Here is a 22,283-nt window from a genome sequence, read left to right on the forward strand (position 1 = left end):
TCACCGCCTCCCTACGAGGCCCTGCCACGACAGCGCGCGCAGGATGCCGTCCGGGGAGGCGTCCCCGCCGGACAGGTAGAAGTTGTTCGTCGTGTCTCCGGAGACGCCGCCGGAGTAGACCGCGGCGAGTTGTCCGGCCGAGGGCGTGGCGGACAGGGCACCGCCCACCCCGGACGCGGCGTCGAGTACGCCGGCCGCGACCGAGCGGGCCGCCTCCAGCACGCGGGCCGAACTCGACATGAGGCCGCCGCGCCAGCCCTCCATATCCATGACGCCGATCTCGGCGAAAGCGCGGGACGGGGAGCGGGTCTTGTGCGCCTTCTTGACCGTCGTCAGCATGCCGGTGGCGATCCGGCGCATGGTCTTTTCGATCGTGGCCTCCTGCGACCTGAGCCCGGCCACGAGGCCCTGCGCGGCGCGGATCCCGGCCGAGTACAGGGCGTCGCCCACGGTGTTACCGGTCGCCGTCGCGGCCCCGGCAAGCTGCCCCTGAAGGTCGTTGATCTTCTTCAGTTCGGCCGGGGTCGCCCGGGCCAGAGCCGTTGCCGTGGCACTGCCCGCATCCACCCCGGCGTCGGCGATCTGCTGGAGCAAGTCCGCCCGCAGCCCGGACTTCCGCAGCTTGGCGATGTTGGCCTGGAACTCCTTCGTCTTCTTCAACGCCTGCTGCAACCCGACCGTGATGGCGCTGACGCTGTTCACGTCGTTGCGGCCCTGCACGATGTTGGCCTCGTCGAGGATGCCCTTCGTGATGTCCGCGCGGACCTTGTCCCGGGACGCCGCCAGATCCTTGATCTTCTTCTCGACGGTGGCCAGCTGCTTGAACACGTTGTCCCGGGCCGTCACCTGCTTACGCAGTTCAGCCGTGGACTTCGCGAGCGACTTGCCCACCCCGGACCGCACATTCGCCGGGAGCGCCTTGGTGATGGACTCCAGCCGCGACCTGAGCTTGGCCGTCGAGTCGTCGATGCCGCGAATGAAGCCCTGGATCAGCAGCCTGCCCGCCGGGGTGAGGATGCGCGCGTCCTTCGCCGGCGGACCCTTCCAGCTGGTGAGCTTGCCCGTGATCTCGCCGAGCTTCCCCTTCACCGCGCCGACCATGGACGAGATGCCGTTGATGAAGCCCTGGATCAGAGCCTTACCGGCGCCGACCAGCGCACCGTTGAGGCTGCCGAGTGCCGCACGGGCCCGGCCCGGCAGTCCCCGCACCCAGGTGACCGCCGCAGAGATCTTCTGGCTGATCGCGTTCACCATCGACTGACCGGCACGCACCGCGGGGGCAACCATGCTGGCCGCGAGGTTGCCCAGCGCGGACAGCGCTCGACTGCCCATGCCGCGGAGCCAGGCGACCGCCTTCCCTACCGCCTCGCCGATCCACTTCCCGATCGCCGACGCCTTCTCGCTGATGAAGCTCGCGGCCTTGCCCACGCCGTTCTGCGCCATCTTCCAGGCCCCGGAGAAGTCCCCGGTCAACAGCTTGGCGATGAACTTCAGGACGGGCACGACGACGTTCGTGATCGTCCCAGCGAGCAGCGACGCAAGGATCCCGGCGAGACCAGCGATCAGCCCGATCAGGGGTTGGATGATCGGCATCAGCGCGTTCAGGATGATCACGACGAGTTTACCGAGCGCAGCCATGATCGGCGCGGCTGCGGCGAGGAGCTGCCCGAACGCGGCCCCCAGCGTGGCCAGGCTCGGCGCCAGCTGGACGAACAGGTCCGCCAGGATCGGCAGCAGGGTTTCCGCGAGCTGGCCGAGCAGGTCCGCGAACGGCTGCACGTAGGTGGGCATCTGCGCGAGGATCGGCGCGAGCGCCCCAAGCAGCGCATCAGCAACCTGCTGGAGGACCGGCGCGAGCGCCACGAACACCTGCTGCAAAGCCTCGAACAGCGGCATGGCCACAGGCAGCAGGGCAGTGATCAACTGGCCGAAAACTTCCAGCAGCGGCGACACCGCAACGATCAGTTGACCCACCGCGCCGGCCACTTCGTTCAGGACGGGGCCGAGTGCCTCGATGATCGGCTGGAGGGCGGCGCCCAGGGTCGTCACGAGTTCCTGCACCGGCGGCCCAAGCGTCGTCAGGATCGGGGCGATCGCGCCGAGCGCCGAGGCGAGGAGCGGGGCGACCGTCTGCCCGACGGTGCCCATCGTCTCGAACAGCGACCGAAGGCCGGACTGCACGCCCGCGGTGTTCACCATGTCGGCGATGGCCTGCGTGACGTCCCGGAGTACCGAGACCATCCCACCGCCGCCCTCGGGCACGGCCTTGAAAATGCCGCCGACGATCTCACCGACGTTGCCAGCCACTTCGAACAGCTGGCCGAGCAGGTCAAGCGCTTTGTCGATCGCCTCTTCCATCCGGCCCGACTCGAACGCCTTGCTGAGCCGTTCGCCGATCGCTGAGGCTTTCTCGCCTGCTGCCTTGGTCAGCCGCTCGAAGCTGGGGCCAGCCGCCGCACCGATCTGCCCCAGACCCTTGACCACGATGCCCGGGATGCCGGACAGGTTGTGCAGGCCCTTACTGGCGGAGCCGAGCGCCTTGCCCAGCGTGCCGTTTTCGGCCAGCTCCCGCGCCGAGGTAGACACGCCCTTGGCCATGTCGTTCATGGCCTTGCCCGAGGACACCAGGTTGGTGCGCAGGATCGGCAGCACTTTGGCGCCGGTGCGCTCCAGCTCCCCGGCGAGGCCCCGGAACACCTCGTTCTGCACGGCCTGCTGCATGTCCCGCAGGGCGGGCGCGGCATCGCGCACGGCCGTCGCGAACTTGGCCGCCTCGGGCGACAGGTTCTTCAGCGCCTCGTTGAACTCCTCGGCCTTGGAAGGGTCGAGTGCGGCCGACAGCGCGTCGTCCATCCCGACGGCAGCGAGCTTCACCGCGCCGGACGCAAGCTGCATCGCAGCCATACCCGAGACAGCGACACCCGCCGCCGGGGCAACGTTCGCGAGGGTCTGTACGAGGCCGGCCGCGAGGGGCACGGCGGCGCCGATGCTGGCCGCCGCCTTCCCGACTCCCGCCAGGGCACCGGCTGCCGAGCCCGCCACGGAGGTGAGGCGGCCGAGCACGCCGGACAGGCGGTTGGGCCGGTCCTCGTCCACCTCGACGTCGATCCGGACGTCCGTGTCATCCACGCGGCGGGCCGCGGCGAGGAGTTCGTCCAGCTGCCGTGCCGCCGCCCGGGTGGACGCCTGCACGTTGACGTTCGGGTGGGTGTCGCTGAGCCGCTGCAGGTGGGGGGTCAGCTCGTTGATGCGGCGCATCGCATCGGCGACGGAGACGTCCACGCCGATGCGCTGGTTGGACAGTTCCTCGAGCTGCTGACGCACCCGCGCGAGGTCGCGGTCCACCTCATCGGAGTTCGCGTCGACCTGGACCTCGGGCAGGTTCGCGAGCAGGCCTTGCAGTTCGCGCTGTACCCCACCGCCGAGGGCCGCGCCGACGCTGGAGCCCTGCCGGGAGGCGTCGGCGATCGTGCCTTGCAACCCGTCGAGGTTGACCGCGAGATGGCTGACCAGGTTCGGCAGGTTGATGTCGTCAGCCACGGGTCACCTCCGGTTCATCGAGGCGAAGCCAAGGAGGCTCGCACCGTCTGCGGGTTCGGGTTCGCGCTGGCCACCGGACTGGTGGGCGGCCTGGTGCTGCTCGGCCAGCGTCATGAGCTGGCAGAGCGTCATGTCCCAGAAGTCGCCGGGAGGAATGTGGAGGGCACCGACTGCGAGGTAGTAGCACTCAGACCAGGGGAAACCGTCTCGACCGTCGCCCCGGTCTGCTCCGGGGCGTCGTCGTTTCCCAGTCCCTCCAGCGCCTTAGCGAACGCGGCCCGCCATGCCTCGACGTACCGCCCGAGCTGGCTGGGCAGCATCAGGTCTGCGAGGTCTGCGCCGTCGGTGCGGCGCCGGAAGGTGACGTCGCCAGAGATGCGACGCTCGCCCTTTGCGTCCTGGTGCTCGCGGAAGTGCGGTTCGAAGCCACCGGGGCCGAGGCATCCGGCACCGACCAGCTGCACGATCGGGCCGAATGCAGCGCCCTGGCCGGTGGCGTCGATCGCGTTCTGTACGGCCGCGACGGACCCATAGCGGGCCTCCAGCAGCGCCAGCGCCCGCATGGGGTAGCGGAGGGTGACTTCGGTCCCGTCGGACAGGGGAATGGTCCCTCCGTCGCCGAGCAGGTCAAGGCCTTGCGTCATGGTGGTGTCCCTTGGGTCAGTGCCGGGTTTCGGCCTGCGGATGGGGAGAGTTGACCGGGGCGGGCGCGCTGAGCGAGGACGCGCCCGGCCCGGGGTCTTACGGGGTCGCGGCGGTCGGGATCGCTACGGCCGTCTCGTTGATGTCGATGTCGATCCAGTCGCCCGTAGAGATCAGCGGGACGCAGCGCGCCTCGTTCTCGATCGTGCGGTAGTCCTCTTCCGCCAGGCCGAGGCCGGGGAAGCTGGACATGACGCACTTGAGGAGGGAGAAGTGGACGTCACCGCCGACGATGTCGCCGCCGCCCGTCGGGGTCTTCCCGACGAGCTTGTACGGCAGGGGCTTGGCGCCGCGCTGCAGCTTCCACTTCGACGACTCTGCGGTACCGGTGCCGGAGTCGGTGACGGTGGAGTCGATCAGGGCGACGAGCACGTCCAGCGACAGCTTGGCGTGCGGGTAGCTGACGCTGATGTTCGAGATCGTGGCGTCGGAGTCGAGCAGGCCGTTATCGCCCCGCAGCTCCTTCACTTCGACGTCGCCGGAGATCTCCATCGACTTGATGCCGGGCACGTCGATGCCGGCGCCGTACGAGGGTGTGCCGCCCTCGGGGTCGGAGATCAGCGGGAAAATCTTTGCGTCCTCGACCGCGTAGAGCTTGGTCACTCGGGAGATGGCCATGATCGGGTTCCTTCCTGGTGCCGGGGTTCGGCCCGGTTACGTGAGGGGCGGGGTGTCGACTGCGGGTTCGGGAACGGTGGCCGTGGGACAGCCGGGCAGGTTGGGAGGTGGCCCGGCGTCCTGCGGCACGATCAGCCCGTCAATGGCCCACCACGTGGTGCCGGGGCGGCCGTCGGTGCCGTGGACGGCGACGGCCCCGTGGGTGACGGCGACGGTCTCCCCGATCAGGGCGACGGTGGCTCCGGGGCGGGGCGGCCAGTGCGGGCCGAGCGCGGCGAGCACCTCGTCCCGGGGCAGTTCGGTGTAGGTGACCTTCACGACGGGATCACCTCCGTGCGGCGCATCTCGCGGTGCACCTCAACGGTGATGGACTCGCGCAGCTGGTTGTCCGCCACGGGGAACCGGTCGATGTCCTGCACCCGCACCGCCGTCACCTTGCTGGGGGCCTCCGGCAGTTGGCAGCCGTGCAGCGCGGCGGCGAGCACCTCGGCGAGCCCGTACCGCTCGGCGTTCTTCGCGAGCCGCGTGTTCACTTTGGTGCGGGCGGGCTGGATCAGGTCCACGGTGAGGATCTCGACGACGGACAGGTCCGCATCGGGGTCGCCGAAGTCTCCGTTGGCGATGCTGTTGAGGCGGATGTCCTGCCGCTGGATCACGCCGTACGGCGGGGCCTGCCCGGTGCGGGGGCCCTCGCGGAAGAACGGTACGCCGGAGCCGAGCAACTCCAGCCGGGCCTTGATCGCGCCCTCGGTAGTGGCGGCCATCAGCGCCTACCGATCTGCGAGGCGTGGACCCGCCAGAAGATCTCGGACATCTCGATCGCCGGGCGCAGGAACGGCTGTGCCCTCGTACCGGGGTGGTTGACCTGCGCGACCGGATGGGCGGCGCCCGGCCAGTACAGCGCCTGCTTGTACCGGGGCTTGATGACGTGCGGGGCGGTGCCGTACTCGACGGCCGCCGCGTAGTTCACGTTCGTGCCGATCACGTATCCGACGGAGCGGCCCGAGCCCTCGGCCCGAGACACGATCGAGGAGCGCAGCCGGCCGGTGTCGACCGGTGCCCGGCGGCGCGCCTCGTTCTGCACGTCCACGCGGGTGCGGTCCACGGCTCGCTTCACGTCGTCCGACATGCCGCCGATCCAGCGGCGTAGGCCGCGCTCGGCGGCACGGGTGTTGATCTGCGTCGACACCGAGGTACCGAGCCGCAGACGGGAACGGGACCGGAAGCGCGCCATCACACACCGCCGATCAGGTTGTAGCCGCGGTTCAGGTAGCCCGCCAACAGGGCGTCTACCTGCGTCGATCCGGTCGACGACGACGGGGAGACGACGCCCGACGCCTCGTCGTCGCTGTCCTCGATGGCGACGTTGTTGCCCTCGTCGTCCACGTCGAGCCCACCGTCCGGGGCGTCCCCGTCGGTCGGCGTGGCCTCGGCCTGGAGGTGCGCGGCGAGCAGCGCGCAGGCCTGCCCCACCAGCAGCGGCACCGCGTCGTAGCCGAACGAGCCGACCACCTTCACCTGCTCAGCGCCCCACCGCTCCCACAGGCCGAGCCAGCCCCCGTTGTACGACTCCGCCCCCACCACGAGATCGTCGTAGCCACCCCACGCCAGGTGCACAGCGTCGATCTGCCCGAGCACCGCCGACGAGGTGACCCGGTACGACGAGGCCGGCAGGCCGGGTTCGTCGTCGGCCTCGAGCACCGGCATGACTGCGGTGACCGTACGGACGCGGCGCGGGAGGATGACCAGTCCCCCCGCCGCCACGTCCGCTACCACCGCCCGGTCAGTTGGTTCGAAGAGCTGCTGTGTGTACCGCTCGATGCCCTCTTGGGCAGCCGTGATCCACGCGGCGACCTCGGCGTCAGTGCCGGTGCACCCCGCGTCTCTCGCGGCCTGGATCGAGCAGTACGCCATGGGTCAGCCCTGCTCGCTGTCGCCCTGCTCGGACTCCTCGGCGGCGTCCAGCTCGCGCTTGACGCCCTCGGTGACCAGTCCGCCCTTGGCGACGATCTGTCGGGCGATGCCGCCCGGGTGGGAGTGGACGACGGGCCCGGTCGGTGCGCCGGTGCCGCCAGCGTCGAGGGCGCGGAACGCGTCGGATGGGGCCGTCTGGCCGACCTCCCACCCTTCGCCCGCGCTGTACTGCTGCGTGCGGACGACGGCCGGGTTCGGCTGCTCGGGGGTCTGCTCGGGATCGGGGGACTTGCTGCCTCGTGTGGCCACGATGGCTCCTCACATGGGTGTGGATGACGGCGAGGTGGGCGCGGCCGGGGGGCCAGCCGCGCCCGGTATCAGGTCGCGGCGGCGAACGTGATCTTCACGAAGGCAGCCGGGGTGTGCACCGCGACGTTCGCCCTGCGCTCGGCGAGGATCACCAGCGTGTTCGCGGTGAAATAGTCCGCGTGGCTGTCGGTCATGAGGATCGTGATCCCCTGCCGCTCCCACAGCGTGGCCCCGGTACGGAACCCGCCGAGCAGCGCGGTGCCGGCCGCCATCGCCACGGTGGTGACGACGGTCAGGCCCCACAGGCGCGTCGGCGCGCCCGGGTCGGTGACGTTGGCGATGACGCGGAACTGGCCGTTCGCGTCCTCGTCCAGCTCGATGTCCTGCCAGTCCATCGGGTTCATGACCACGGCGGTCGGCGGGTACAGGGCGAGTTCACCCTGCGTCTTCGCCTTGCGGACAGTGATCAGCTTGACGTCCGTCGAGCCCACGCCGGGCTGATACGAGCCGATGCCGGGCGTGGTGAGGATGCCCTGCATCTGCGTCGTTCCGTTGCCGGTGAGGATCTCCCGGTCCAGCTTGAACTCGAGGCCGTACGTGAGGCGCCCGTTGATGTAGCCCATCAGCTGGGAGTTGTCGTCGGCGGCCTGCCGGGTGATGGGCACCCAGTGCGCGACCGTCTTGAGCGTGGTCGTGATCAGGTCGAACGTGAACGGGCCCGACTTGGGCTTGTCCGCGCCCTCAGCGACCACCGCGGCGTTGTTCCACGTGCCGCCACCGGTGACCGGGCCGGACGTGTCCCGCATGTACTCCAGCGTCGTACCGTCCGACGTCTGCCGGTCCAGCAGGTTCGCCACCAGCAGCGGGAAGTCCGGGTTCTGCGGGATGATCCCCGGCACCCGAGTGTTCTGCTGCGGCTGCGTGCCCGTGGTGACGGTGCCGGCCGGGGCCGCGCGGTGCTCGACGGCGAACTTGCCCTGCTTGCCGTTCGCCCGGAAGTTCTCCAGCGCGGCGGAGCGGACGAAAGCTTCGGCGGCCGACACAGGGTCGGGGTTGCCGCGCTCGTCGGGCTGCATGCCGGGCTGGACGCGGGTGTCGGGGTCCGGGTCACCGGCGGGGAGCTGCGCACCGCGGAGGGCCCGCAGTCGGGCGTCCCTCTGGTTGGCCTGCTCGATCTGCGCGGTGACATGGTCGGCGCGCTGGAGCAGCTCGGCCATGTCGCCGTCGTAGTCGGGGTCCTGGAGCAGGCGAACGATCTCGTCGCGCTGCTCGGTCAGGGTCGGGGCGCCGCCCTTGATGGGGTAGATCGGCCGTCCGTCGCGGCGGCGACCGATGGGGCGGATCTTCGCGAAGTTGCTCACCGCGAGTCCTCTCGGTCCGTGGACGGCGCACAGCCGCCCAGTTGTCTGGGTTGCTGCGGTCCGTCTGTCACGGCCGGTGGATCGCGCCCGGCATGCTCGCGGCTTTCACGTCCGGTGCGAGCGGCCCGGATGGGGGGAGGGTAGAACGATCACGGGTGTGTCTGTTGGTGGGGGCTGCAATTCGCAGCGACGACGGGCGTCTACCGGCGTCGTCGGCCACCGCCCGTCCGGCCCTTCCTCGCGGGGAGGGAGCGGAACGAGCGGCTGTTTTTCGCCCACCGGCGGGCCCACGGCATCTTGCGAGCGAACGCCCACCTCCACTGTGCGCGGGACCGGAACGGCATCAGGCACCGCCGACCGTCGTCAGCCGCAGCAGCGCCGCGCGCCGGGCCCGCTCCTGCATCTTCTGGTCCTGCTCGGCCTCGGCTGCCCGGCGTTCCTGCTCCTCGCGGATCCGGTCGGCGATCGTCGGCGCGTCGACCTCGGCGTACAGCTCGCCGAGCGCGCTCCTCACGGTCTTCAGCTTGCTGCCTGGGACGGCCGCCATGCGCGCGGTGATCTGTGAGACCTCGACGAGGCGGGCACCCTTGATGTTCGCGAGCACCTTGTCCCGGTCCTCGTCGCTCATCTCGGCCAGCTTCTTCCAGTCCGGCAGATCAGTGCGAACGAACCCCACGGACAGCTCACCTGCCGACCCGGACCGGGCCATGGTGCGCGCGTCCCGCCCGGCGGCGGTGTCGTCGTACCTGCCCTTGATGTACAGGCCGTCGTCCCGCTCCTCGGCGCTGAACGTCCCTACCGGCTGCATGGGGCTGTGCATGAAAAGCAGGGCGTACGAGCCCTTGAGGCCCTTCCGGAACGCCTTGGGGTGGAAGGTGGTGCCGTAGGAGTCGACGACGCCGTATTGGCAGGCGCGGCCGTCGAACGTGCCGTCCTCGCCATCACCAACGCGGAACTCGATCTCGTCGAGACTGCGGAACTCGATCTCGGTCACTGGCCGTTCTCCTTCGCTGTCTTGATCGCGTGCTCGGCGTAGACCTCGGCCACGCCGTCCATGACGTCCCGGTGGGAGCTGCTGAGGGTGGGGGCGTAGCGGTACACGACGCGGTTCTGCTTGTCGCGGCCGTCGTACTCGTAGACCACCTGCCCGTTCCCGAACGTCATCAGCTTGGGCAGCTCGCCGTCCGGGTCGGGCCGTACGGCCACGTCCGCCTTACCGTCGAACGGGCCCCGCCGGACCTCCTTGAAAGGCACGCCGGGCGGGCAGTACGCGCCCTTGTACTGGGCGTGCCCGGCGGGCTGGAGGATGGCGCGGACCTCGCCGCGCAGCAGCGTCGCCATAGTCAGGACTCCTCGAACTCGAACGTCAGCGCACACCGGCACTGAATGGACTGCGCGGCCGGGGCGGTCGGATCCGCCGGCCACCGGGATTTCGTGAGCGTGAACCGCTTGTTCATCGGCGCCGACCGGCCGTTCTCCTGCCGGTGCGTCTCGCGCGTGCGCTGGTCGTTGGTGGCCAGCCACATCTTGCGGGTGGCCCCGGCGTCGAGGGCGGCCAGGAACGAGGCTTGCGAGTAGCCGCCGACGGTCTCTGTGCGGGCGATCATCGTCGCGCGGTAGTCGGACAGGTTCGTGAACACCCGCTGTATCCGGGCCCGCAGCTCCGGCACCGACTCGCCCTCAGCGACACCGTGCGCGAGGAGCTGCGACCGAAGAACCTGCTCCGTGGTCGCGGTGACCTGCCCGGCCAGCTCCTCAATCCGGTCGTCCAATGCGGCAGTCACGAACGGCTCGTCGAGGTCGAAGCTGCCAGTGATCGAGGTGCCGCCGCGCTTCCACGCCCGCTCGACGAACGGCCGCAGCAACTCCCCCGTACGCCGCCGCCAGTACCGCGGGTCGAACAGGTCCCGCAGCGCGATTCGCTCCTCCCACCCCTCCGGCCCGGTCGCCACGTCCATGTCGGTGAGGCGGGCGGCCGGCACCTGCTCGGGGTCGGGCGGGGCGAGGGTGAGCTGCTGTTCGCGGGCGAGGGCGCAGGCCTGTGCCCGGGTCTCCTCCAGCCATGCCGCGCTGCGCTCGGGCTTCTTCATCAGCCGATCGAAGTCCCTCAGTACCCGGTCCCGCTGCTCTCGGGCGAGGGACTGCACGGCGCGGCGCCCCGTGCCCTCCAGCTCGTCGTACGCGGCATTGATGTCGCTCAGGGACGGGGACGACGGGGCGTCGTCGGCTCGGGCCAGACGGGGCGTCGGACGTGCGTCGACCTGCGGCGGCGGCCCGCCGAGGAGACGCGCCAGCGCCGCCTCTACGGCCCGCTCGACGACGGCGCCGACGTCGGGCGTCGGCTGCGGCAGACGGGAGAAGTCCGCGTCCCACGACCGTGCCCCATCGGTGCCAGCCGCGCCCTGCACGGGGGCGAACTGCGCCCGGTACGGGGTCAGGGTGTGGGCGCCGATGCCGTCGGGGAGCGGGTCGAGGCCGAGGACGGCTCGGGCCTCGTCCACGGTGGTGATATCCGCGTACATCGAGGCCCTGGTGCGGTTGGCCACCGAGTCCTGCGCCTCTTGCAGGGCCGCCACCGTCGACAGATCGAACTGCGCCTCCTCGGTGTCCGAAGGCAGCATGCGCAGGTCGATCTCGGACCCGATGACCTCCAGCTTCCCCGTGATCGTGTCCGACCAAAGCGTGGCGCGGGCGGCAGCGCGGTTCTCGTACGTGGTCCCCGCGCTCAGGTAGTCGTGGGGGACGCCGAACGCAAGCATGACCTCGGCCGCGTTGGCCATACGCGACTCGAGGTACTCCATCTCCTCTGGCGTGAAAGTCAGCCGCTCGACGGCAATGCCCTTCCCGCCGGACTGGCCGCCCGCCCCGGGCTGCGACCGGACGAACAGCGTCTTGCCCGCGTTCTCCGGGCCCTGCATCGAGGAGCGGTACGCCGCCTTGGTGGCCGCGAAGTTCTGTTCGTCCATGTCGCCGACGTAGACGACGTTCGACGGCCGGGCACCGTTGGCGTAGCTGGAGCGCTGCCACTCCCGGGCGTAGGCGTCCATGTCGACGGCGTGCCGAGCCGCGCGCCACGGGGCCAGGCAGCCCAGAGGGTCCCAGGGGTGCGGGTAGCGCAGCCACAGCATCTCCTCCGGCAGGACGGGCACCTGCGTGCCGTCCGCCCTGCGGATCATGAACCCGATCACGTTCGCCGTGGTCGGCCGTTGCGCAAGCGGCTTGTCCACGATGACGTCGACCTGATCGAACACGAGGTGCATCTCGGTGACGTCACCGAGGCCGGTCTCACCTCGGTCCAGCCACACGAACGACTGGCCGGCCAGCTCCAGCTGCTGCAGCAGCAGCGACTTGAAGACGCGGGCGGACATCAGCTCGTTGGGACGCTTGTTGAAGAGCTGCGCGACAGGGTGCGGCTCGATGGCCTCGCCGTCCGGGCGGCGGACGACGAGCGGCACGGATGACCCGTTGTCGGCGATCGCGGCCACGCACCGGTACGCCACGGCCGAGTTGGCGTAGCCGCGGGCCTCGGCGTCCAGAGCCATCGTGAGGGACTGCTGCCCGCCGACGGACGCGACGGTGATCGGGGTTCGGTCGCGCAGGGTGTCCAGCGCGCCGGCGCGGGTCTCGGCTGCTCGGCGTAGCGCTCGGTTCCTGTACTGGCTCACGTCGTCCTCCTCAGGCGACCGCGGCGAGGTTGCCCGCGGGCGCGAGCATGAGATCGGTGAGGGCCCACACGTACGCGTCGAGCCGGTCCGGGGAGGCATCGCCCGGCACCCACGTGGTCAGCTGCTCTTCCAGCTCGGGGAGGCTGCTGACGATGTGCGCGGACAGCTGGTCGGTGAGCGCGGCCACGGGCTCGGCACGAGTGAGCTTGCCTCGGGTGGCGTGCACGGTGCGGTAGTTGACGGTGGGGTCGACCTGCCGGACCACTGTGCCGATCCACTCGCCGCCGTTGTTGACCTCGGCCACGATCGCGTCGGCCCGATGCTCGTGGTACGCCCGGATCGCCTTGCGTGCGGCCTCGATCGGCGGCATCCGGCCGGACAGATCGTCGAAGGCGTAGCCGTGCTGGCGCAGGAACCCGTTCTTGTCGGGGATGTACTGCTGGCCGAGCCCGGCCACGATGATGCCCATCTCGTCGGCCTCGTCGGTCGACGTGGCGGCGGGGTCCATGGCGACGACGACGCGGGTCATGGGGGGTGTGGCGCCGACGCGGGTGGTGTCGAGGCTCTCCATGGACCACAGGGCGCCCTCGATCGTTTCGAGCAGCACGCCGTCCAACTCCTGTGCCTCGGTCCTGGTGCCGGCGTACTTCCGGATCAGGTGGAGGCGCTGTTCCTCGGGCAGGTGGATCGCGTCGCGGGTCCGGCCGCGGGTGACGGTGGTCTTGGGACTGCGGGTCAGCTCGATCAGCTCTGTGCGCGGCTTGGGCGTGGTGCTGCCGATGTAGTGGGGGTTCGGGCCAATACGGAGGCCCATCTCCGAGTGCGTGATGGCGTCCTTCAGCCGTCGCTGCGCGGCGACCTCTTCCATCCACACGAGGCAGCGGTTACCACCGGCTCGGAGACGTTCGACGTCGTCGGGGGTGTGGCTGCCGAACAGCTTGGCCTCAGCGCCGCCCGGCCAGCGCGCGAAGGTGCCGCCCACGGTGGTGCGGAGCATGACGCGGGGGTCGTGGGCCTTCAGCCCGGACGGCCCGTTGACGCAGGCCTCGACGGCGTCTCCCTGTGTGGGGGCGATGATGGCCATGCGGTGGCCGCCGGGCAGGCGCGGGTCGCACGGGGGGCCGTTGACGTGGGCGACCATGTACCTCGCGCATCCGTCGGTCTTGCCCGTGCCGCGCCCGCCGAGCTGGAGCCACCAGCCGAGGGTCTCGATGTGCTCGGGCGGCACCTGCCACGGGTACGGGGTCCACTTCCCCCACCGCTTGTGCCACAGCCGGTCCGCCAGCTCGGCCTCGAGCAGCTCAAGCTCGGCCGGGGACATCCCGGCCAGCTTGGCGTCGAGGTCGGCGTGCACTGTGCGGCTACTCCCATTCGTAGTACGGCTGGTCGGGTCCGGTGTTGCGGCGGTGGATCATGCGGACGCTGTGGCCGGGCTCCAGCTCGCACGTGATGGACGGGTCGTTGGGGTACGGCGGGCAGGCGGCCGGCGCCTCGACGGGCGGCTGTTCGGGTTCCTCGGCGGGGGGTTCGTCCGGCTCGGGGTTGGGGTCCGGTTCGGGCTGCGGGTCCTCGACGGGGGGTTCGGGGGCGGGTTCGGTCATGTCTCCTCCAGCTGTGCGATCTCGTCGGCGAGGGCCTTGATGCGGGCGGTCATCTCGTCGGTGACGGTGACGTTGGCCTTCACGGGGGCGTACAGGCCGAGCAACTTGGCCTGGTGGTCGAAGAGCTTGACGAGGGCCTCGTTCGCGCGGACGTCGCCCTTGATGACCTTGGGCATCAGGGCGTCGATGGCGATGCCGAGGTTGGCGAGCTGTTCGCCGAGGTACTCCCCGTGCGCCTCGGCGGCCTTGGCGGCCAGCTCGGCCACGCCGCGCTTCCACGCCTGGTAGACGTTCTTGACGTCGCACTCGAGGCGGGCGGCGATTTCGCGGAACTGGAGCTTCTCTTGGGTACGCAGGCGTACGACCTCGTGCTGCCGCACTAGGCCGAGATCGTGGTCCGCGTGCCGCCGCGCCATGTCACCTCCCTGGGCAGGAAGGTACGGATTTTCGGGCGGGCAGGATCTTGGGGGCTGCAATTCGCGGGCATGACGACGCCCCGTCGACCTGCGTCGGCGGGGCGTTGAGGTGGTGCAGGTGGTCAGCCGTGTTGGCCAGGCACGGGCCCGTTGTAGCCCTCGGGGATGTACGTGACGGTGACGCGCCGTCGGCGGGCGGCGAGATAGAACGGCGTCCACAGTCCGACGGTGCAGATCAGCATCGTCCAGTGGAAGCCGAGGGCGATCCAGCCCATCTTCCGCCGGGTCTTGATCTCTGGCATGGTGCGCCCCCCTTGGTGGTGATGTGGTCGGGGCAGTGTCGCACGGCGAACAGGGCCGGGCCCCGCCGTCGGGGGAACTTCACGGCGGGGCCCGGAGTGCGTCGCAGCCAGCAGACGCGGAATGGATGTCTGCGACTGTACGACGAGGGTCTGACAACGGGGCGGCGGCTACTTCTTCGGCTTCTTCCTCGGCTTGTCCGCGCGCTCGACGGTGATCTCGACGCGATCGTGTTCGCGCTGCTGCGGCGTCTGTGGGAAGTACCCGCCGCGCGACGCCTGGTACGTCGTCTCGTGACCTTTCAGGCGAGAGTCCTCGGCCTTGATCGGCTTGGGAAATCCGAGTGCCATGATGGGCGCTCCGTCTCTTCGTTGGGATGGGACCGGGGCGGCCGGTAGCTGGCAGGCGCGGGCCGCCCCGGGGTCTATGCGGCCGTCTCGTCGGCGGTGTGCACGACGTGGACGTGGGTGTGGTTGGGCCGGTCCGGGGGCGCGGTGGTGTAGATCAACATCCCCTTCTGAGTCCGAGAAGGGGTCACGCCGATAAGCTCGTGACCAGCGCATTCGCGGCACGAGGGGCGCCCCTCCTCCGGTGGGGGAGTGGCGGACGAATCGGACATCTGCCAGGCGCCGACCGCCCACACCAGCGGCACAACGTAGATCCCGCCCGGCACCCGCTGGAGCAGCAGCCCGTAGAACACGAGGGCGGCGACGATGGCCGCGGCGCGCCGCAGGGCCACTCCGAAGCGTCGAACGAAGACGCCGAGCCCGGCCTTCCCCGGGGCGTAGTCGAGGGCCAGCTGCCAGCGCGACCACGCCTCCAGCTGGCGCCACGTGCCGGACGCGAGACGGCGGCCCGCCGCGGCCGCGCGCCCGGTCACAGCAGACCTGCCACGTAGTCACCAGCCGTGGACACGACCGGCGCGAGGACGTAGCCGACAGCCCCGGCGATGCTCGACGCGAGACCGAGACTGACCCCGGAGAGCACGCCGCGAACAAAGTCCAGGCGGAACCCGCGGCGCGAGGCGACCGCGGCGAACACGACGGTGACGATGATGACGACCGCGTGCCCACCCGGTGTGAGGGCCAGCTGCGAAGTGCGGGTGACGTCGGGGCTGGTGCCGCCGACGCCGTACACGAGAACGACTTCACCGACGGTGTTGGTGCCCCACAGGGACCAGTCGGCGGCGGCGCCGATGATGCCGCCAGCGGAGAGGATGAGCAGCGCCCCGTAGGCCATGCACAGCAGGAACGGGGCGAGGTCGCGGAGGGCCTTGAGGGCAAGGCGCTTCTTGTGGCTAGCGAACCAGCGGGAGACGTCCCAGGCTGCGAGGGACAGTCCGACGGTGACGCCGCCGAGGGACACGATTCCGTACGTGGGGATGTCGAGCGGGGGCATGCGGAGTCCTATCGGAGGACGGCGACGCCGAGCGCCGCGAGGGTGAGGATGAAGGCGACGGTCCCTGTGATGCGGGGGACGTCGTGCAGCGCGACAGCGCAGAGGCCGAACAGGCCGAGGAAGGCGGACCCGGCGAAGAACACGGCGAGCACGGCGGCCTACGCGGTGCGGCCGATGGCCGGCGGGTAGTCGGCCAGCTCGGGCTCGTGCTCCTCGATCTCGGCGCGGATCGTGCCGCGGATCGTCGAGTCTCCGACGCGGCCGTGTCCGGCGGCGAGGAGCGCGTCGCGCATGGCGGCGGTGCCGGGGCGGGTGCCGTTGTCGTACAGGGGCCGTACGGCGGTACAGCGCGGGTCCCGGTAGACGATGGCCGGCCGTACGGGCTCGGGCTCCGGCTGCTCCTCGGGCTGCGGCTTCTCGGCGGCCTCGAGCGCGGGCGGCTGCTCGGGCTTCGGTGGTACGGGCACCTCGGCCCGCTCGACGGTCACCACAGGCGCGGCGGCCGGTGCCACGGGCTCGGCGGCGGCGCGGCGGGCGAACCAGACGTGCAGCTGCCGCATGAGCGCACCGAACGCGAGCAGCGCGGCCACCGGCGGCACCGCGGCCACGACGTACTCCAGCGGGTCCGCGCCCTCGCCGACGCCGGCCACGTTGAGGCCGATGGAGCCGAACGCGCCGACTGCGGTGAGGGCGATCGCCCACGGGTCGACGGTTCGCAGGTAGGAGGCGCGCAGGATCAGCAGCTCACCGGCGAGGTAGAACAGGTCGAGCACGGCGGGCCAGGCCCACGCCCTCGCGGGGTCGGTGCCGAGCCCGTTGGCTTCGGCCACGTCGTGAAGGTGGTGGTACGACAGCCAGAACGCGATGCCGGTGATCGCGGTGATGATGGCGGCGGCGCCAATGGCGAGGCCGAGCCCGCCGGTAGCCGCGGGGGGTGGGGTGTGCGTAGGCTGCTGGTCAGCCAAGGGAATCACTCTCCCTGGTCAGAGCCTCGGTTGGGATGCCCGTCCCGTCCGGGGCTCGTTCAGTTGTGGGGCGTCGTCGGGCGTCGTCGGCCCGTCCAGACGCGTCGTGTCGGATACCCGACACCGTGAAGGGTAGCCGACACGGGCCCCGATGTGCAGACCTACTCTCCGGCGGGGAGGTGGCGGGGTATGGCCGAGGAGACGCAGGAGCCGGACGAGGCGCGCCGCGCGGCGGACGATGTCCTCGAGGCGGTGCGTGCTGCGCTGCGTGGGCTGGAGGCGATCCCGGATGCTGCGCTGCGTGCGCGGGCTGCGGGCCTGGTGCTGCGGGAGTGGCCGGGTGAGCGGACGCTGGCGAAGGAGATCAGGCAGCAGGCGGTTGATGCGCTGCACCGGCAGGGTCTCGACTTCCCGGAGATCGGTGAGTTGATCGGTACGGATCGGTCGCGGGCGTGGCGCATCTGGAAGGGCATGGACTGATGGGGTGGGGGGACGCGCTCGGGTTGGCTGCGCTGCTGGTCTCGGTTGGCGCGCTGGTGGTGAGCCTCAGGGCGCAGCGGGACGGGAGGCGGGCGGCCGACGTGGCCGAGGCGGCCTTTGCCCGGCAGGTTGCGGCGGACGAGGAAGCGGCCCGCCCGCGCGTTGTCCTGCGTCTGGAGCATGTGGAGAAGGACGCTTTCCGGCTGTGCAATGACGGGACGGCGCCGGCGCGGAACATTACTTTCGACGGCGAGGAGTTGCCGTACGTCTTCACCCTGCGTGGCACTGGGGAGGTGTCGCTTGAGCAGGGTGAGGCCGTCGAGTTCCTGATGGCTGGGGGTGTCCCTCCGCAGCTGTTCGCGCGCTGGGACGGTCAGGAAGAGCTGGCGCCGTTGCGGGTGCCGCCGAAGCGGTAGACGTGACGACGCCCCGTCTCCGGCCGTCGTCGGGCGGGGTGACGGGGCGTCTGGCCTGCGTCAGACTCCAGCGTCGAACAGGCGCTGTGACTCGGACTTCGCGCGTTGCAGCGCCTCGATCACCTTGTCGACGTCGTCCACGCGGATGAGTACGCCGGTCTGTTCCTCGCCGTGTTCGGTGCCCAGTTGGACGGCGGCGAATGGGGCGGCGTGCTTCCGTCGGATGGCGCCGCGCGCTCCGATGACCAGTACGTCACCGTCGATGTCGAGGTACTCGAAGGATGCTCCCATGGGGTCAGTCTCCCGTGGTGGTGGGCTGCTCGGTGCCGTCGAGGGCGGCGCGCAGCTGGCGTCCGGCGGAGCGGTAGCCGATGCCGAGGGCGCCGCGGTCGTCTTCCTGGCTGAACTGATCGGCGAGGGCGCGCACGCGCTCGATGGCGGCCTCTGCTTGCTCGGCACGTCCGGCGTAGGAGCCTGCCGCGGCGTCCGCGCTCTCCGCTTCGGCGTACCGCTGGAGTTCGGCCTGCGCCTGCTCCAGCTCGGGGACGATCGTCTTCACGTGCCGGAGGTTCGACCGGGCCACGGAGCGGGCGGTGTCGGCCTCCCGGATCTCCGTCTCGACGTGCTGACGGAGTGCGTCGGCCTCGGTCTCAGTGAGGGTCCGGCCGCGCTGGAGGCGGGTGAGGAGCACGAGGAGGGACTCGCGGCGGAGCAGGCGAAGGGTCTGCTCCTCGTCGGTGGTGTGCTGCGCGTCCTCGTCGGCGGCCGGGGCCTGCTCGGTCCATGCGGTGTACGCCTCGGCGGGGACCTGCTGCGCGACCTTCCGGACGGCCGGGGCTACCGGATAGACGGCCACGGTGTCCGACCAGTGGAACCCGCCCTCGTCGGTGTGGTGCGGGTGTTCGTGGTGCGCGGCACGGATGCACTGCGTCGGCACGTGGTGGGGGCCGTGGTACTGGGCGCTGCACGTCGTCGCGGGCGTCGTCGCCTCGTCGTCGGCCGTCGTCGTCGGGGCGTCGTCAGCGTCGGGGGTCAGTGCAAAGTCGGACTGCCGGTAGTCGGCGAGGCGTCGGACCTGCGTCGTCAGGTCGGCGAGGGCGCGGACGACGGCCCGCGCGTCCGGGCTGGGCTGGCTCACCGCTGCACCTCCGGATCGATCAGGTCGGCCTGCGCCTTGAGGCGGGTGTACGTCTCCTCGTCCACCCAGATGTCGTTGTCGTACTCGGCCTTGGCCCATGCGCGCTGCTGCTCGGCGAGCTGGTGTGCGTGCGCATCCTTCAGGGCGGTCTGGTGGTCGTCGATCAGCTGCGCCACGCGCTCGTGGACGCGTGATCCGGTGACGCCCTTGTAGAGCCAGGTGGCCAGCTCTTGGCGGGCGCGGGCTAGTTCGGCCATGGCCGGGGACGGGGTGGTGCTCATGTGGTCTGGTCCTTCCGGGTGCAGGTGGCGGGCTCGTGCTCGGCGCCGGCCGAGGTCCACCAGCGCTCGCAGCAGGCGGCGGCGAGGGCGACCGCTATGACGCCGTCTTCCAGGCCGGGCCGTTGGTTGGGTGGTCTGGCCGCGCGCTCGAGGCGGACGTGGGCAGCGCGCAGCTCGTCGCGGTGGTAGGCGTGGTGGGCTATCGCGGTGACGAGCAGGACGGCGGCCCCGGTGAAGAACAGGGTGTAGGGCCAGCTGTCGTTTCGGTGGCTGACCATGGCGCAGCGCAGGAGGACGACTGCGGTGAGGCCGTAGAGGACGGCGAGGGCGTGGGTGAGGTGGCGGGTCATCGCTGCGCCTCGTCGGCCATGCGGCGCAGCAGCGAGGTGGCCCAGCGGGCGCCGTTGTCGAACATGTCCACCTGGTCCTGCGGCAGGTCCTCGCGGTCGATCCGGTCCGCGGCCTCGCGCAGCGCCTCGGCGCGCAGCTTGGCGTCCCGCTGCTCGCGCAGCTCCTGGGCTTTGGCCTCCAGCGGGGCGAGCGCGGCCTCGGCCTTGGCGGTGGCCGCCTGCTCCTGCTCGTCGTGGTGCTCGCGGACGGCGGCGGTCTCGGCGAGGAACACCTTGCGGGACAGCTCGGACATGGTCTTCTCCTGGGGTCGGCGGGTCACAGGTAGCTCCCGGCGAGGTCGACGGTGGTCATCGTGTAGAGCTGGCGGAGGGTGGCTCGTTGGCCCTTCAGGTCTGTGTGGGGTCGTGGGCGTTGGCAGCGGCAGGTGCCGGTGGCGGGGAGGAAGTGGCCGCGGGGGCACCGGGGGCGTGGCACGGCGGTCACCCGGCGAGCGCGAGGGGCTGTACGGCCGCCTGAGGGCCCGGGAGCGGCTCGGCGGCCCCGGAGTCCCCCCACGCCTCACGAGCCCGCTCAGCGTCCGCACGCTCCCTGTCCCGCCGCTCCTGCGACTGACGCGCGCACGCCCGCTTGCACGGCACGCACGCCGCCTCCCCCAACCGTCGGTGCATCCAGTAGCCGCGGGCCGTCCCGCCGGCCTTGTGCGCCTCCGCGAGGCTCCGCCGCCGGTTGGCCTCCACCGCCTCGTCGTGCGCGCTCTGACACGCCGGGCACGCGGGCTCCTTGCGGCGGATGTGGATCTGGTAGCCGCGCCTCGTGCCGCAACCCATGGCCCGGGCTTCGAAGTCGACACCGCCCCACACGCCGTGCTCCTGCTTGCTGTCGAGGGCGTAGCGCATGCAGTCGAGGAGCAGCGGACAGCCGTGGCACTGGCGTGCGGCGTAGCGGCGGTCAGCGGCGGCGGTGCTGAACCAGGGCTCGGGGTCGAGGCGGCAGGGCAGGCCGGGGGTTCGGGCGGTGAGTTCGGCGAGGGTGGTCATGGCGCTCCCCGGGGGTTGGCTGTCGGGCGGTTGGTCGGCGGTGCTGGTCAGGCGTCGAGGGCGAGTTGTCCGGTGGCTTCGATGGCTGCTCGGCGGGTGGCTGCTGCGGTTTGGCGGTGGTGGTCGCGGTCGTAGTGGAGGTGGCAGCCCTGGCACATGGCGCGGAGGTTGTCGTCGCGCACGTCTTCGGGGGTGTGGTTGAGGTGGGCGACGGTGAGCACTACGCGGCTACCAGTGCCGTATGCCGTGCCGCCGTTGACGTTCGGGCAGCGGCCGGTGTGGGTGCCGCGTCCGCACTCGCCGAGGCACTCGCAGCGGCCCGCAGCGCGGACGGTGCGGATACGGAGGCTGATCGCCTTCCAGTCGCTCGGGTAGCGGTCGCGGTTCTCGGGCCGGATGGGGCTCATGCGCTGTGCCTCTCTCGGTCGGCGAGGTGGGGTTCGCAGCGGGCGTGGACGGTGCGGCCGGGGCGCCTCGGGTCGGGCATGACGCGGCGCTCGCAGGCGGGGCAGATGGGCCACGTGGTGTGGTCGGTGGGGTCCGGCGCCGTGGCGTCGTCGTGGTGGGTCTCGTGGGATTCGGCTTGATCACCGGGGGGCCCAACTACCTGAGGTTGGAAACCGACATCAGCCCGCCCATGGGAACCCCATGGGAACCCCCCTGGGTTGTTCGGGGGGCGGTCCCCCGAACCATTCGGGGGGCGGTCCCCCGTTCTCGGTCGGGGGGCGGTCCCCCGTTCTTCTCCGGCCGTACCGTCGGTAAGTTCGGGGGGCGGTCCCCCGTTCTCCGTCTCGTCGAGTTCGGGGGACCGCCCCCCGTTCTCCTCGGTCCACGGGGCCGCCTTCCGCTCGGCCTTCCGCTTCAGCCGGGCCTCCTCCCGCAGCCCCTTCACGCCCTCGAGATACGCCACCGCAGCCGCCCAGTCCGGGCACGGGTCCATGGCGAGGCAGTACAGGGCGGTGCGGCCCCGGCGGCGCTCCCCGAGGACCCGAACCACCCCGGCCTTGATGGCGGCCTCCAGCCGGTCGCGGGTGTCTTTCTCGTCGGCGCCGGCCGCGCGGGCGATGTCCTTGATGCGGAACGGCTTGCGGTCGCCGTTGAAGCGGAGTTCTCCTGCGGGGTTGGCCATCGAGCGGAGCGCGTAGAGCAGCGTGTGCACGTGCGCGCGCTTCAGCGCGGCGGGCATGCTGGGTACCCAGCGCCAGACGAGCGCGTTGCCGTATGCGTGGGCGACGCTGCCGCTGGCGGGTGCCTGCTCCTCAGTGCTCAACTCGGGTCTTCTCTCAGGTGTGTTGCGGAACCGTTCCGGCGGTGCCGCCCGGGGCGGGAGTCGTCGCCCCGGGCGGTGCTCGGTCAGCGGACGTACTCGGCGCGGCGGCGCTCTTCCTTCTCGCGCTCGGCCTGCCGGTACTCGGCCTCGCTGGGGTAGCCCGCGAACGAGGCGCCCAGCAGGTCACCGGCCTTACGGGGGCCGTTGCCGATCTCGTCGAGGGTTCCGTCCATGCGGCGGGCCCTCCACATGGCGCGCTGCGCCTCCAGCAGGGCGGCCTGCTCCTCGTCGTCGCGGGCGGCCTCGCAGCCGGTGACGCGCAGCTTCACCTGCGGCTGCTTCTCCTCGCCCTTGGCGTGGCCGGTGTACTGGACGGAGGACAGTTCGACGATGGCGACGATGGTTTCGCCGGGGTTCTCGAAGAGCTGGCGGCGCTGTTCGTCGGACAGGGCGACCTCGACGAGGCCCGCGGTGGCGTCGAGCTTGACCTCGACTTGGGCGTCCTTGTGGAGCTTGGGCAT

Annotated in this window: 33 protein-coding genes; 2 read left to right on the forward strand and 31 right to left on the reverse strand. The window is 70.9% G+C overall.

Going from position 1 to position 22,283, the window contains the following annotated elements:
* The 22 genes from ACFZBT_RS31540 to ACFZBT_RS31645 form a co-directional block, all read right to left on the reverse strand.
* On the reverse strand, positions 1 to 3,540 hold the full coding sequence (locus ACFZBT_RS31540; RefSeq protein WP_391110739.1) for a hypothetical protein: 3,540 nt from the start codon (positions 3,538 to 3,540) through the stop codon (positions 1 to 3).
* 3 nt (positions 3,541 to 3,543) lie between these two features.
* Positions 3,544 to 3,696 carry a hypothetical protein gene (locus ACFZBT_RS31545; protein WP_391110928.1) on the reverse strand — a complete coding sequence of 51 codons (153 nt, stop codon included), beginning with the start codon at positions 3,694 to 3,696 and terminating at the stop codon, positions 3,544 to 3,546.
* Entirely contained in the window at positions 3,669 to 4,184 is a 516-nt protein-coding gene (locus ACFZBT_RS31550) for a hypothetical protein (protein ID WP_391110742.1), read from the reverse strand. The genes ACFZBT_RS31545 and ACFZBT_RS31550 overlap by 28 nt, the downstream gene beginning before the upstream one ends.
* A gap of 97 nt (positions 4,185 to 4,281) precedes the next feature.
* A complete protein-coding gene (locus ACFZBT_RS31555) occupies positions 4,282 to 4,860 on the reverse strand; it encodes a phage tail protein (RefSeq protein ID WP_391110744.1) in 579 nt (192 codons plus the stop codon).
* 36 nt (positions 4,861 to 4,896) lie between these two features.
* Positions 4,897 to 5,178, reverse strand: a complete 282-nt coding sequence (locus ACFZBT_RS31560) for a hypothetical protein (RefSeq protein ID WP_391110747.1) — start codon at positions 5,176 to 5,178, stop codon at positions 4,897 to 4,899.
* Positions 5,175 to 5,624 (reverse strand): hypothetical protein, encoded by a 450-nt coding sequence (locus tag ACFZBT_RS31565; RefSeq protein ID WP_391110750.1) that lies wholly within the window; start codon positions 5,622 to 5,624, stop codon positions 5,175 to 5,177. Before ACFZBT_RS31565 ends, ACFZBT_RS31560 begins: the two co-directional genes overlap by 4 nt.
* Positions 5,624 to 6,094, reverse strand: a complete 471-nt coding sequence (locus tag ACFZBT_RS31570; RefSeq protein WP_391110753.1) for an HK97 gp10 family phage protein — start codon at positions 6,092 to 6,094, stop codon at positions 5,624 to 5,626. Before ACFZBT_RS31570 ends, ACFZBT_RS31565 begins: the two co-directional genes overlap by 1 nt.
* The gene (locus ACFZBT_RS31575) at positions 6,094 to 6,774 is read right to left on the reverse strand and encodes a hypothetical protein (RefSeq protein WP_391110756.1); all 681 of its coding nucleotides are present in this window, start codon (positions 6,772 to 6,774) and stop codon (positions 6,094 to 6,096) included. The genes ACFZBT_RS31570 and ACFZBT_RS31575 overlap by 1 nt, the downstream gene beginning before the upstream one ends.
* Before the next feature lie 3 nt (positions 6,775 to 6,777).
* Complete coding sequence (locus ACFZBT_RS31580) at positions 6,778 to 7,083, reverse strand: hypothetical protein (RefSeq protein WP_391110759.1); 306 nt, start codon at positions 7,081 to 7,083, stop codon at positions 6,778 to 6,780.
* A gap of 68 nt (positions 7,084 to 7,151) precedes the next feature.
* On the reverse strand, positions 7,152 to 8,444 hold the full coding sequence (locus ACFZBT_RS31585; RefSeq protein WP_391110762.1) for a phage major capsid protein: 1,293 nt from the start codon (positions 8,442 to 8,444) through the stop codon (positions 7,152 to 7,154).
* A 343-nt stretch (positions 8,445 to 8,787) separates the two neighbouring features.
* Positions 8,788 to 9,438, reverse strand: coding sequence for an HK97 family phage prohead protease (locus tag ACFZBT_RS31590; RefSeq protein WP_391110765.1), 651 nt, complete (start codon positions 9,436 to 9,438; stop codon positions 8,788 to 8,790).
* On the reverse strand, positions 9,435 to 9,785 hold the full coding sequence (locus tag ACFZBT_RS31595; protein ID WP_391110768.1) for a hypothetical protein: 351 nt from the start codon (positions 9,783 to 9,785) through the stop codon (positions 9,435 to 9,437). The genes ACFZBT_RS31590 and ACFZBT_RS31595 overlap by 4 nt, the downstream gene beginning before the upstream one ends.
* Before the next feature lie 2 nt (positions 9,786 to 9,787).
* Complete coding sequence (locus tag ACFZBT_RS31600; RefSeq protein WP_391110771.1) at positions 9,788 to 12,109, reverse strand: phage portal protein; 2,322 nt, start codon at positions 12,107 to 12,109, stop codon at positions 9,788 to 9,790.
* A 10-nt stretch (positions 12,110 to 12,119) separates the two neighbouring features.
* A complete protein-coding gene (locus ACFZBT_RS31605) occupies positions 12,120 to 13,463 on the reverse strand; it encodes a terminase large subunit domain-containing protein (RefSeq protein ID WP_391110774.1) in 1,344 nt (447 codons plus the stop codon).
* Between the two features lie 7 nt (positions 13,464 to 13,470).
* Positions 13,471 to 13,710, reverse strand: coding sequence for a hypothetical protein (locus ACFZBT_RS31610; RefSeq protein ID WP_391110777.1), 240 nt, complete (start codon positions 13,708 to 13,710; stop codon positions 13,471 to 13,473).
* Positions 13,707 to 14,126 carry a hypothetical protein gene (locus tag ACFZBT_RS31615; protein WP_391110780.1) on the reverse strand — a complete coding sequence of 140 codons (420 nt, stop codon included), beginning with the start codon at positions 14,124 to 14,126 and terminating at the stop codon, positions 13,707 to 13,709. The genes ACFZBT_RS31610 and ACFZBT_RS31615 overlap by 4 nt, the downstream gene beginning before the upstream one ends.
* A 122-nt stretch (positions 14,127 to 14,248) precedes the next feature.
* Entirely contained in the window at positions 14,249 to 14,428 is a 180-nt protein-coding gene (locus ACFZBT_RS31620) for a hypothetical protein (RefSeq protein ID WP_391110783.1), read from the reverse strand.
* 168 nt (positions 14,429 to 14,596) lie between these two features.
* Complete coding sequence (locus tag ACFZBT_RS31625) at positions 14,597 to 14,776, reverse strand: hypothetical protein (protein ID WP_391110784.1); 180 nt, start codon at positions 14,774 to 14,776, stop codon at positions 14,597 to 14,599.
* Positions 14,777 to 14,850: 74 nt separating this feature from the next.
* Positions 14,851 to 15,306, reverse strand: a complete 456-nt coding sequence (locus ACFZBT_RS31630) for a hypothetical protein (protein ID WP_391110787.1) — start codon at positions 15,304 to 15,306, stop codon at positions 14,851 to 14,853.
* Positions 15,303 to 15,824 carry a hypothetical protein gene (locus tag ACFZBT_RS31635; protein ID WP_391110789.1) on the reverse strand — a complete coding sequence of 174 codons (522 nt, stop codon included), beginning with the start codon at positions 15,822 to 15,824 and terminating at the stop codon, positions 15,303 to 15,305. Before ACFZBT_RS31635 ends, ACFZBT_RS31630 begins: the two co-directional genes overlap by 4 nt.
* A gap of 8 nt (positions 15,825 to 15,832) precedes the next feature.
* A complete protein-coding gene (locus ACFZBT_RS31640) occupies positions 15,833 to 15,976 on the reverse strand; it encodes a hypothetical protein (RefSeq protein WP_391110792.1) in 144 nt (47 codons plus the stop codon).
* A 6-nt stretch (positions 15,977 to 15,982) separates the two neighbouring features.
* Complete coding sequence (locus ACFZBT_RS31645; protein WP_391110794.1) at positions 15,983 to 16,789, reverse strand: DUF2637 domain-containing protein; 807 nt, start codon at positions 16,787 to 16,789, stop codon at positions 15,983 to 15,985.
* Between the two features lie 189 nt (positions 16,790 to 16,978).
* Here ACFZBT_RS31645 and ACFZBT_RS31650 point away from each other — a divergent pair, with 189 nt between their 5' ends.
* Both ACFZBT_RS31650 and ACFZBT_RS31655 read left to right on the forward strand, forming a co-directional pair.
* On the forward strand, positions 16,979 to 17,269 hold the full coding sequence (locus ACFZBT_RS31650) for a hypothetical protein (RefSeq protein ID WP_391110797.1): 291 nt from the start codon (positions 16,979 to 16,981) through the stop codon (positions 17,267 to 17,269).
* Positions 17,242 to 17,685 (forward strand): hypothetical protein, encoded by a 444-nt coding sequence (locus ACFZBT_RS31655; protein WP_391110798.1) that lies wholly within the window; start codon positions 17,242 to 17,244, stop codon positions 17,683 to 17,685. Before ACFZBT_RS31650 ends, ACFZBT_RS31655 begins: the two co-directional genes overlap by 28 nt.
* Positions 17,686 to 17,745: 60 nt before the next feature.
* Here ACFZBT_RS31655 and ACFZBT_RS31660 read toward each other — a convergent pair whose 3' ends face one another.
* From ACFZBT_RS31660 to ACFZBT_RS31700, 9 genes are all read right to left on the reverse strand, one after another.
* Entirely contained in the window at positions 17,746 to 17,976 is a 231-nt protein-coding gene (locus ACFZBT_RS31660) for a hypothetical protein (protein WP_391110801.1), read from the reverse strand.
* Between the two features lie 4 nt (positions 17,977 to 17,980).
* On the reverse strand, positions 17,981 to 18,823 hold the full coding sequence (locus ACFZBT_RS31665) for a hypothetical protein (RefSeq protein WP_391110803.1): 843 nt from the start codon (positions 18,821 to 18,823) through the stop codon (positions 17,981 to 17,983).
* Positions 18,820 to 19,104 carry a hypothetical protein gene (locus tag ACFZBT_RS31670; protein WP_391110806.1) on the reverse strand — a complete coding sequence of 95 codons (285 nt, stop codon included), beginning with the start codon at positions 19,102 to 19,104 and terminating at the stop codon, positions 18,820 to 18,822. Before ACFZBT_RS31670 ends, ACFZBT_RS31665 begins: the two co-directional genes overlap by 4 nt.
* Positions 19,101 to 19,454: a hypothetical protein gene (locus tag ACFZBT_RS31675; protein WP_391110809.1), complete on the reverse strand. Its 354-nt coding sequence runs from the start codon at positions 19,452 to 19,454 to the stop codon at positions 19,101 to 19,103. Before ACFZBT_RS31675 ends, ACFZBT_RS31670 begins: the two co-directional genes overlap by 4 nt.
* Entirely contained in the window at positions 19,451 to 19,774 is a 324-nt protein-coding gene (locus ACFZBT_RS31680) for a hypothetical protein (RefSeq protein WP_391110812.1), read from the reverse strand. The genes ACFZBT_RS31675 and ACFZBT_RS31680 overlap by 4 nt, the downstream gene beginning before the upstream one ends.
* Before the next feature lie 160 nt (positions 19,775 to 19,934).
* Positions 19,935 to 20,492: a WhiB family transcriptional regulator gene (locus ACFZBT_RS31685; protein ID WP_391110813.1), complete on the reverse strand. Its 558-nt coding sequence runs from the start codon at positions 20,490 to 20,492 to the stop codon at positions 19,935 to 19,937.
* A gap of 47 nt (positions 20,493 to 20,539) precedes the next feature.
* The gene (locus ACFZBT_RS31690; protein WP_391110815.1) at positions 20,540 to 20,899 is read right to left on the reverse strand and encodes a hypothetical protein; all 360 of its coding nucleotides are present in this window, start codon (positions 20,897 to 20,899) and stop codon (positions 20,540 to 20,542) included.
* Positions 20,896 to 21,762 (reverse strand): hypothetical protein, encoded by an 867-nt coding sequence (locus ACFZBT_RS31695; protein ID WP_391110818.1) that lies wholly within the window; start codon positions 21,760 to 21,762, stop codon positions 20,896 to 20,898. The genes ACFZBT_RS31690 and ACFZBT_RS31695 overlap by 4 nt, the downstream gene beginning before the upstream one ends.
* A gap of 83 nt (positions 21,763 to 21,845) precedes the next feature.
* Positions 21,846 to 22,283: a hypothetical protein gene (locus ACFZBT_RS31700; RefSeq protein ID WP_391110821.1), complete on the reverse strand. Its 438-nt coding sequence runs from the start codon at positions 22,281 to 22,283 to the stop codon at positions 21,846 to 21,848.

This window comes from Streptomyces sp. NPDC008137 (assembly GCF_042957035.1).
GTDB lineage: Bacteria > Actinomycetota > Actinomycetes > Streptomycetales > Streptomycetaceae > Streptomyces.

Coding starts and splice junctions, on each gene's coding strand:
- ACFZBT_RS31615 (WP_391110780.1), bottom strand. CDS start 14,126: ATGGCGCGGCGGCACGCGGACCACGATCTCGGCCTAGTGCGGCAGCAC.
- ACFZBT_RS31550 (WP_391110742.1), bottom strand. CDS start 4,184: ATGACGCAAGGCCTTGACCTGCTCGGCGACGGAGGGACCATTCCCCTG.
- ACFZBT_RS31625 (WP_391110784.1), bottom strand. CDS start 14,776: ATGGCACTCGGATTTCCCAAGCCGATCAAGGCCGAGGACTCTCGCCTG.
- ACFZBT_RS31675 (WP_391110809.1), bottom strand. CDS start 19,454: ATGACCCGCCACCTCACCCACGCCCTCGCCGTCCTCTACGGCCTCACC.
- ACFZBT_RS31700 (WP_391110821.1), bottom strand. CDS start 22,283: ATGCCCAAGCTCCACAAGGACGCCCAAGTCGAGGTCAAGCTCGACGCC.
- ACFZBT_RS31620 (WP_391110783.1), bottom strand. CDS start 14,428: ATGCCAGAGATCAAGACCCGGCGGAAGATGGGCTGGATCGCCCTCGGC.
- ACFZBT_RS31635 (WP_391110789.1), bottom strand. CDS start 15,824: ATGCCCCCGCTCGACATCCCCACGTACGGAATCGTGTCCCTCGGCGGC.
- ACFZBT_RS31650 (WP_391110797.1), top strand. CDS start 16,979: ATGGCCGAGGAGACGCAGGAGCCGGACGAGGCGCGCCGCGCGGCGGAC.
- ACFZBT_RS31690 (WP_391110815.1), bottom strand. CDS start 20,899: ATGAGCCCCATCCGGCCCGAGAACCGCGACCGCTACCCGAGCGACTGG.
- ACFZBT_RS31685 (WP_391110813.1), bottom strand. CDS start 20,492: ATGACCACCCTCGCCGAACTCACCGCCCGAACCCCCGGCCTGCCCTGC.
- ACFZBT_RS31565 (WP_391110750.1), bottom strand. CDS start 5,624: ATGGCCGCCACTACCGAGGGCGCGATCAAGGCCCGGCTGGAGTTGCTC.
- ACFZBT_RS31595 (WP_391110768.1), bottom strand. CDS start 9,785: ATGGCGACGCTGCTGCGCGGCGAGGTCCGCGCCATCCTCCAGCCCGCC.
- ACFZBT_RS31610 (WP_391110777.1), bottom strand. CDS start 13,710: ATGACCGAACCCGCCCCCGAACCCCCCGTCGAGGACCCGCAGCCCGAA.
- ACFZBT_RS31575 (WP_391110756.1), bottom strand. CDS start 6,774: ATGGCGTACTGCTCGATCCAGGCCGCGAGAGACGCGGGGTGCACCGGC.
- ACFZBT_RS31670 (WP_391110806.1), bottom strand. CDS start 19,104: ATGAGCACCACCCCGTCCCCGGCCATGGCCGAACTAGCCCGCGCCCGC.
- ACFZBT_RS31570 (WP_391110753.1), bottom strand. CDS start 6,094: ATGGCGCGCTTCCGGTCCCGTTCCCGTCTGCGGCTCGGTACCTCGGTG.
- ACFZBT_RS31555 (WP_391110744.1), bottom strand. CDS start 4,860: ATGGCCATCTCCCGAGTGACCAAGCTCTACGCGGTCGAGGACGCAAAG.
- ACFZBT_RS31660 (WP_391110801.1), bottom strand. CDS start 17,976: ATGGGAGCATCCTTCGAGTACCTCGACATCGACGGTGACGTACTGGTC.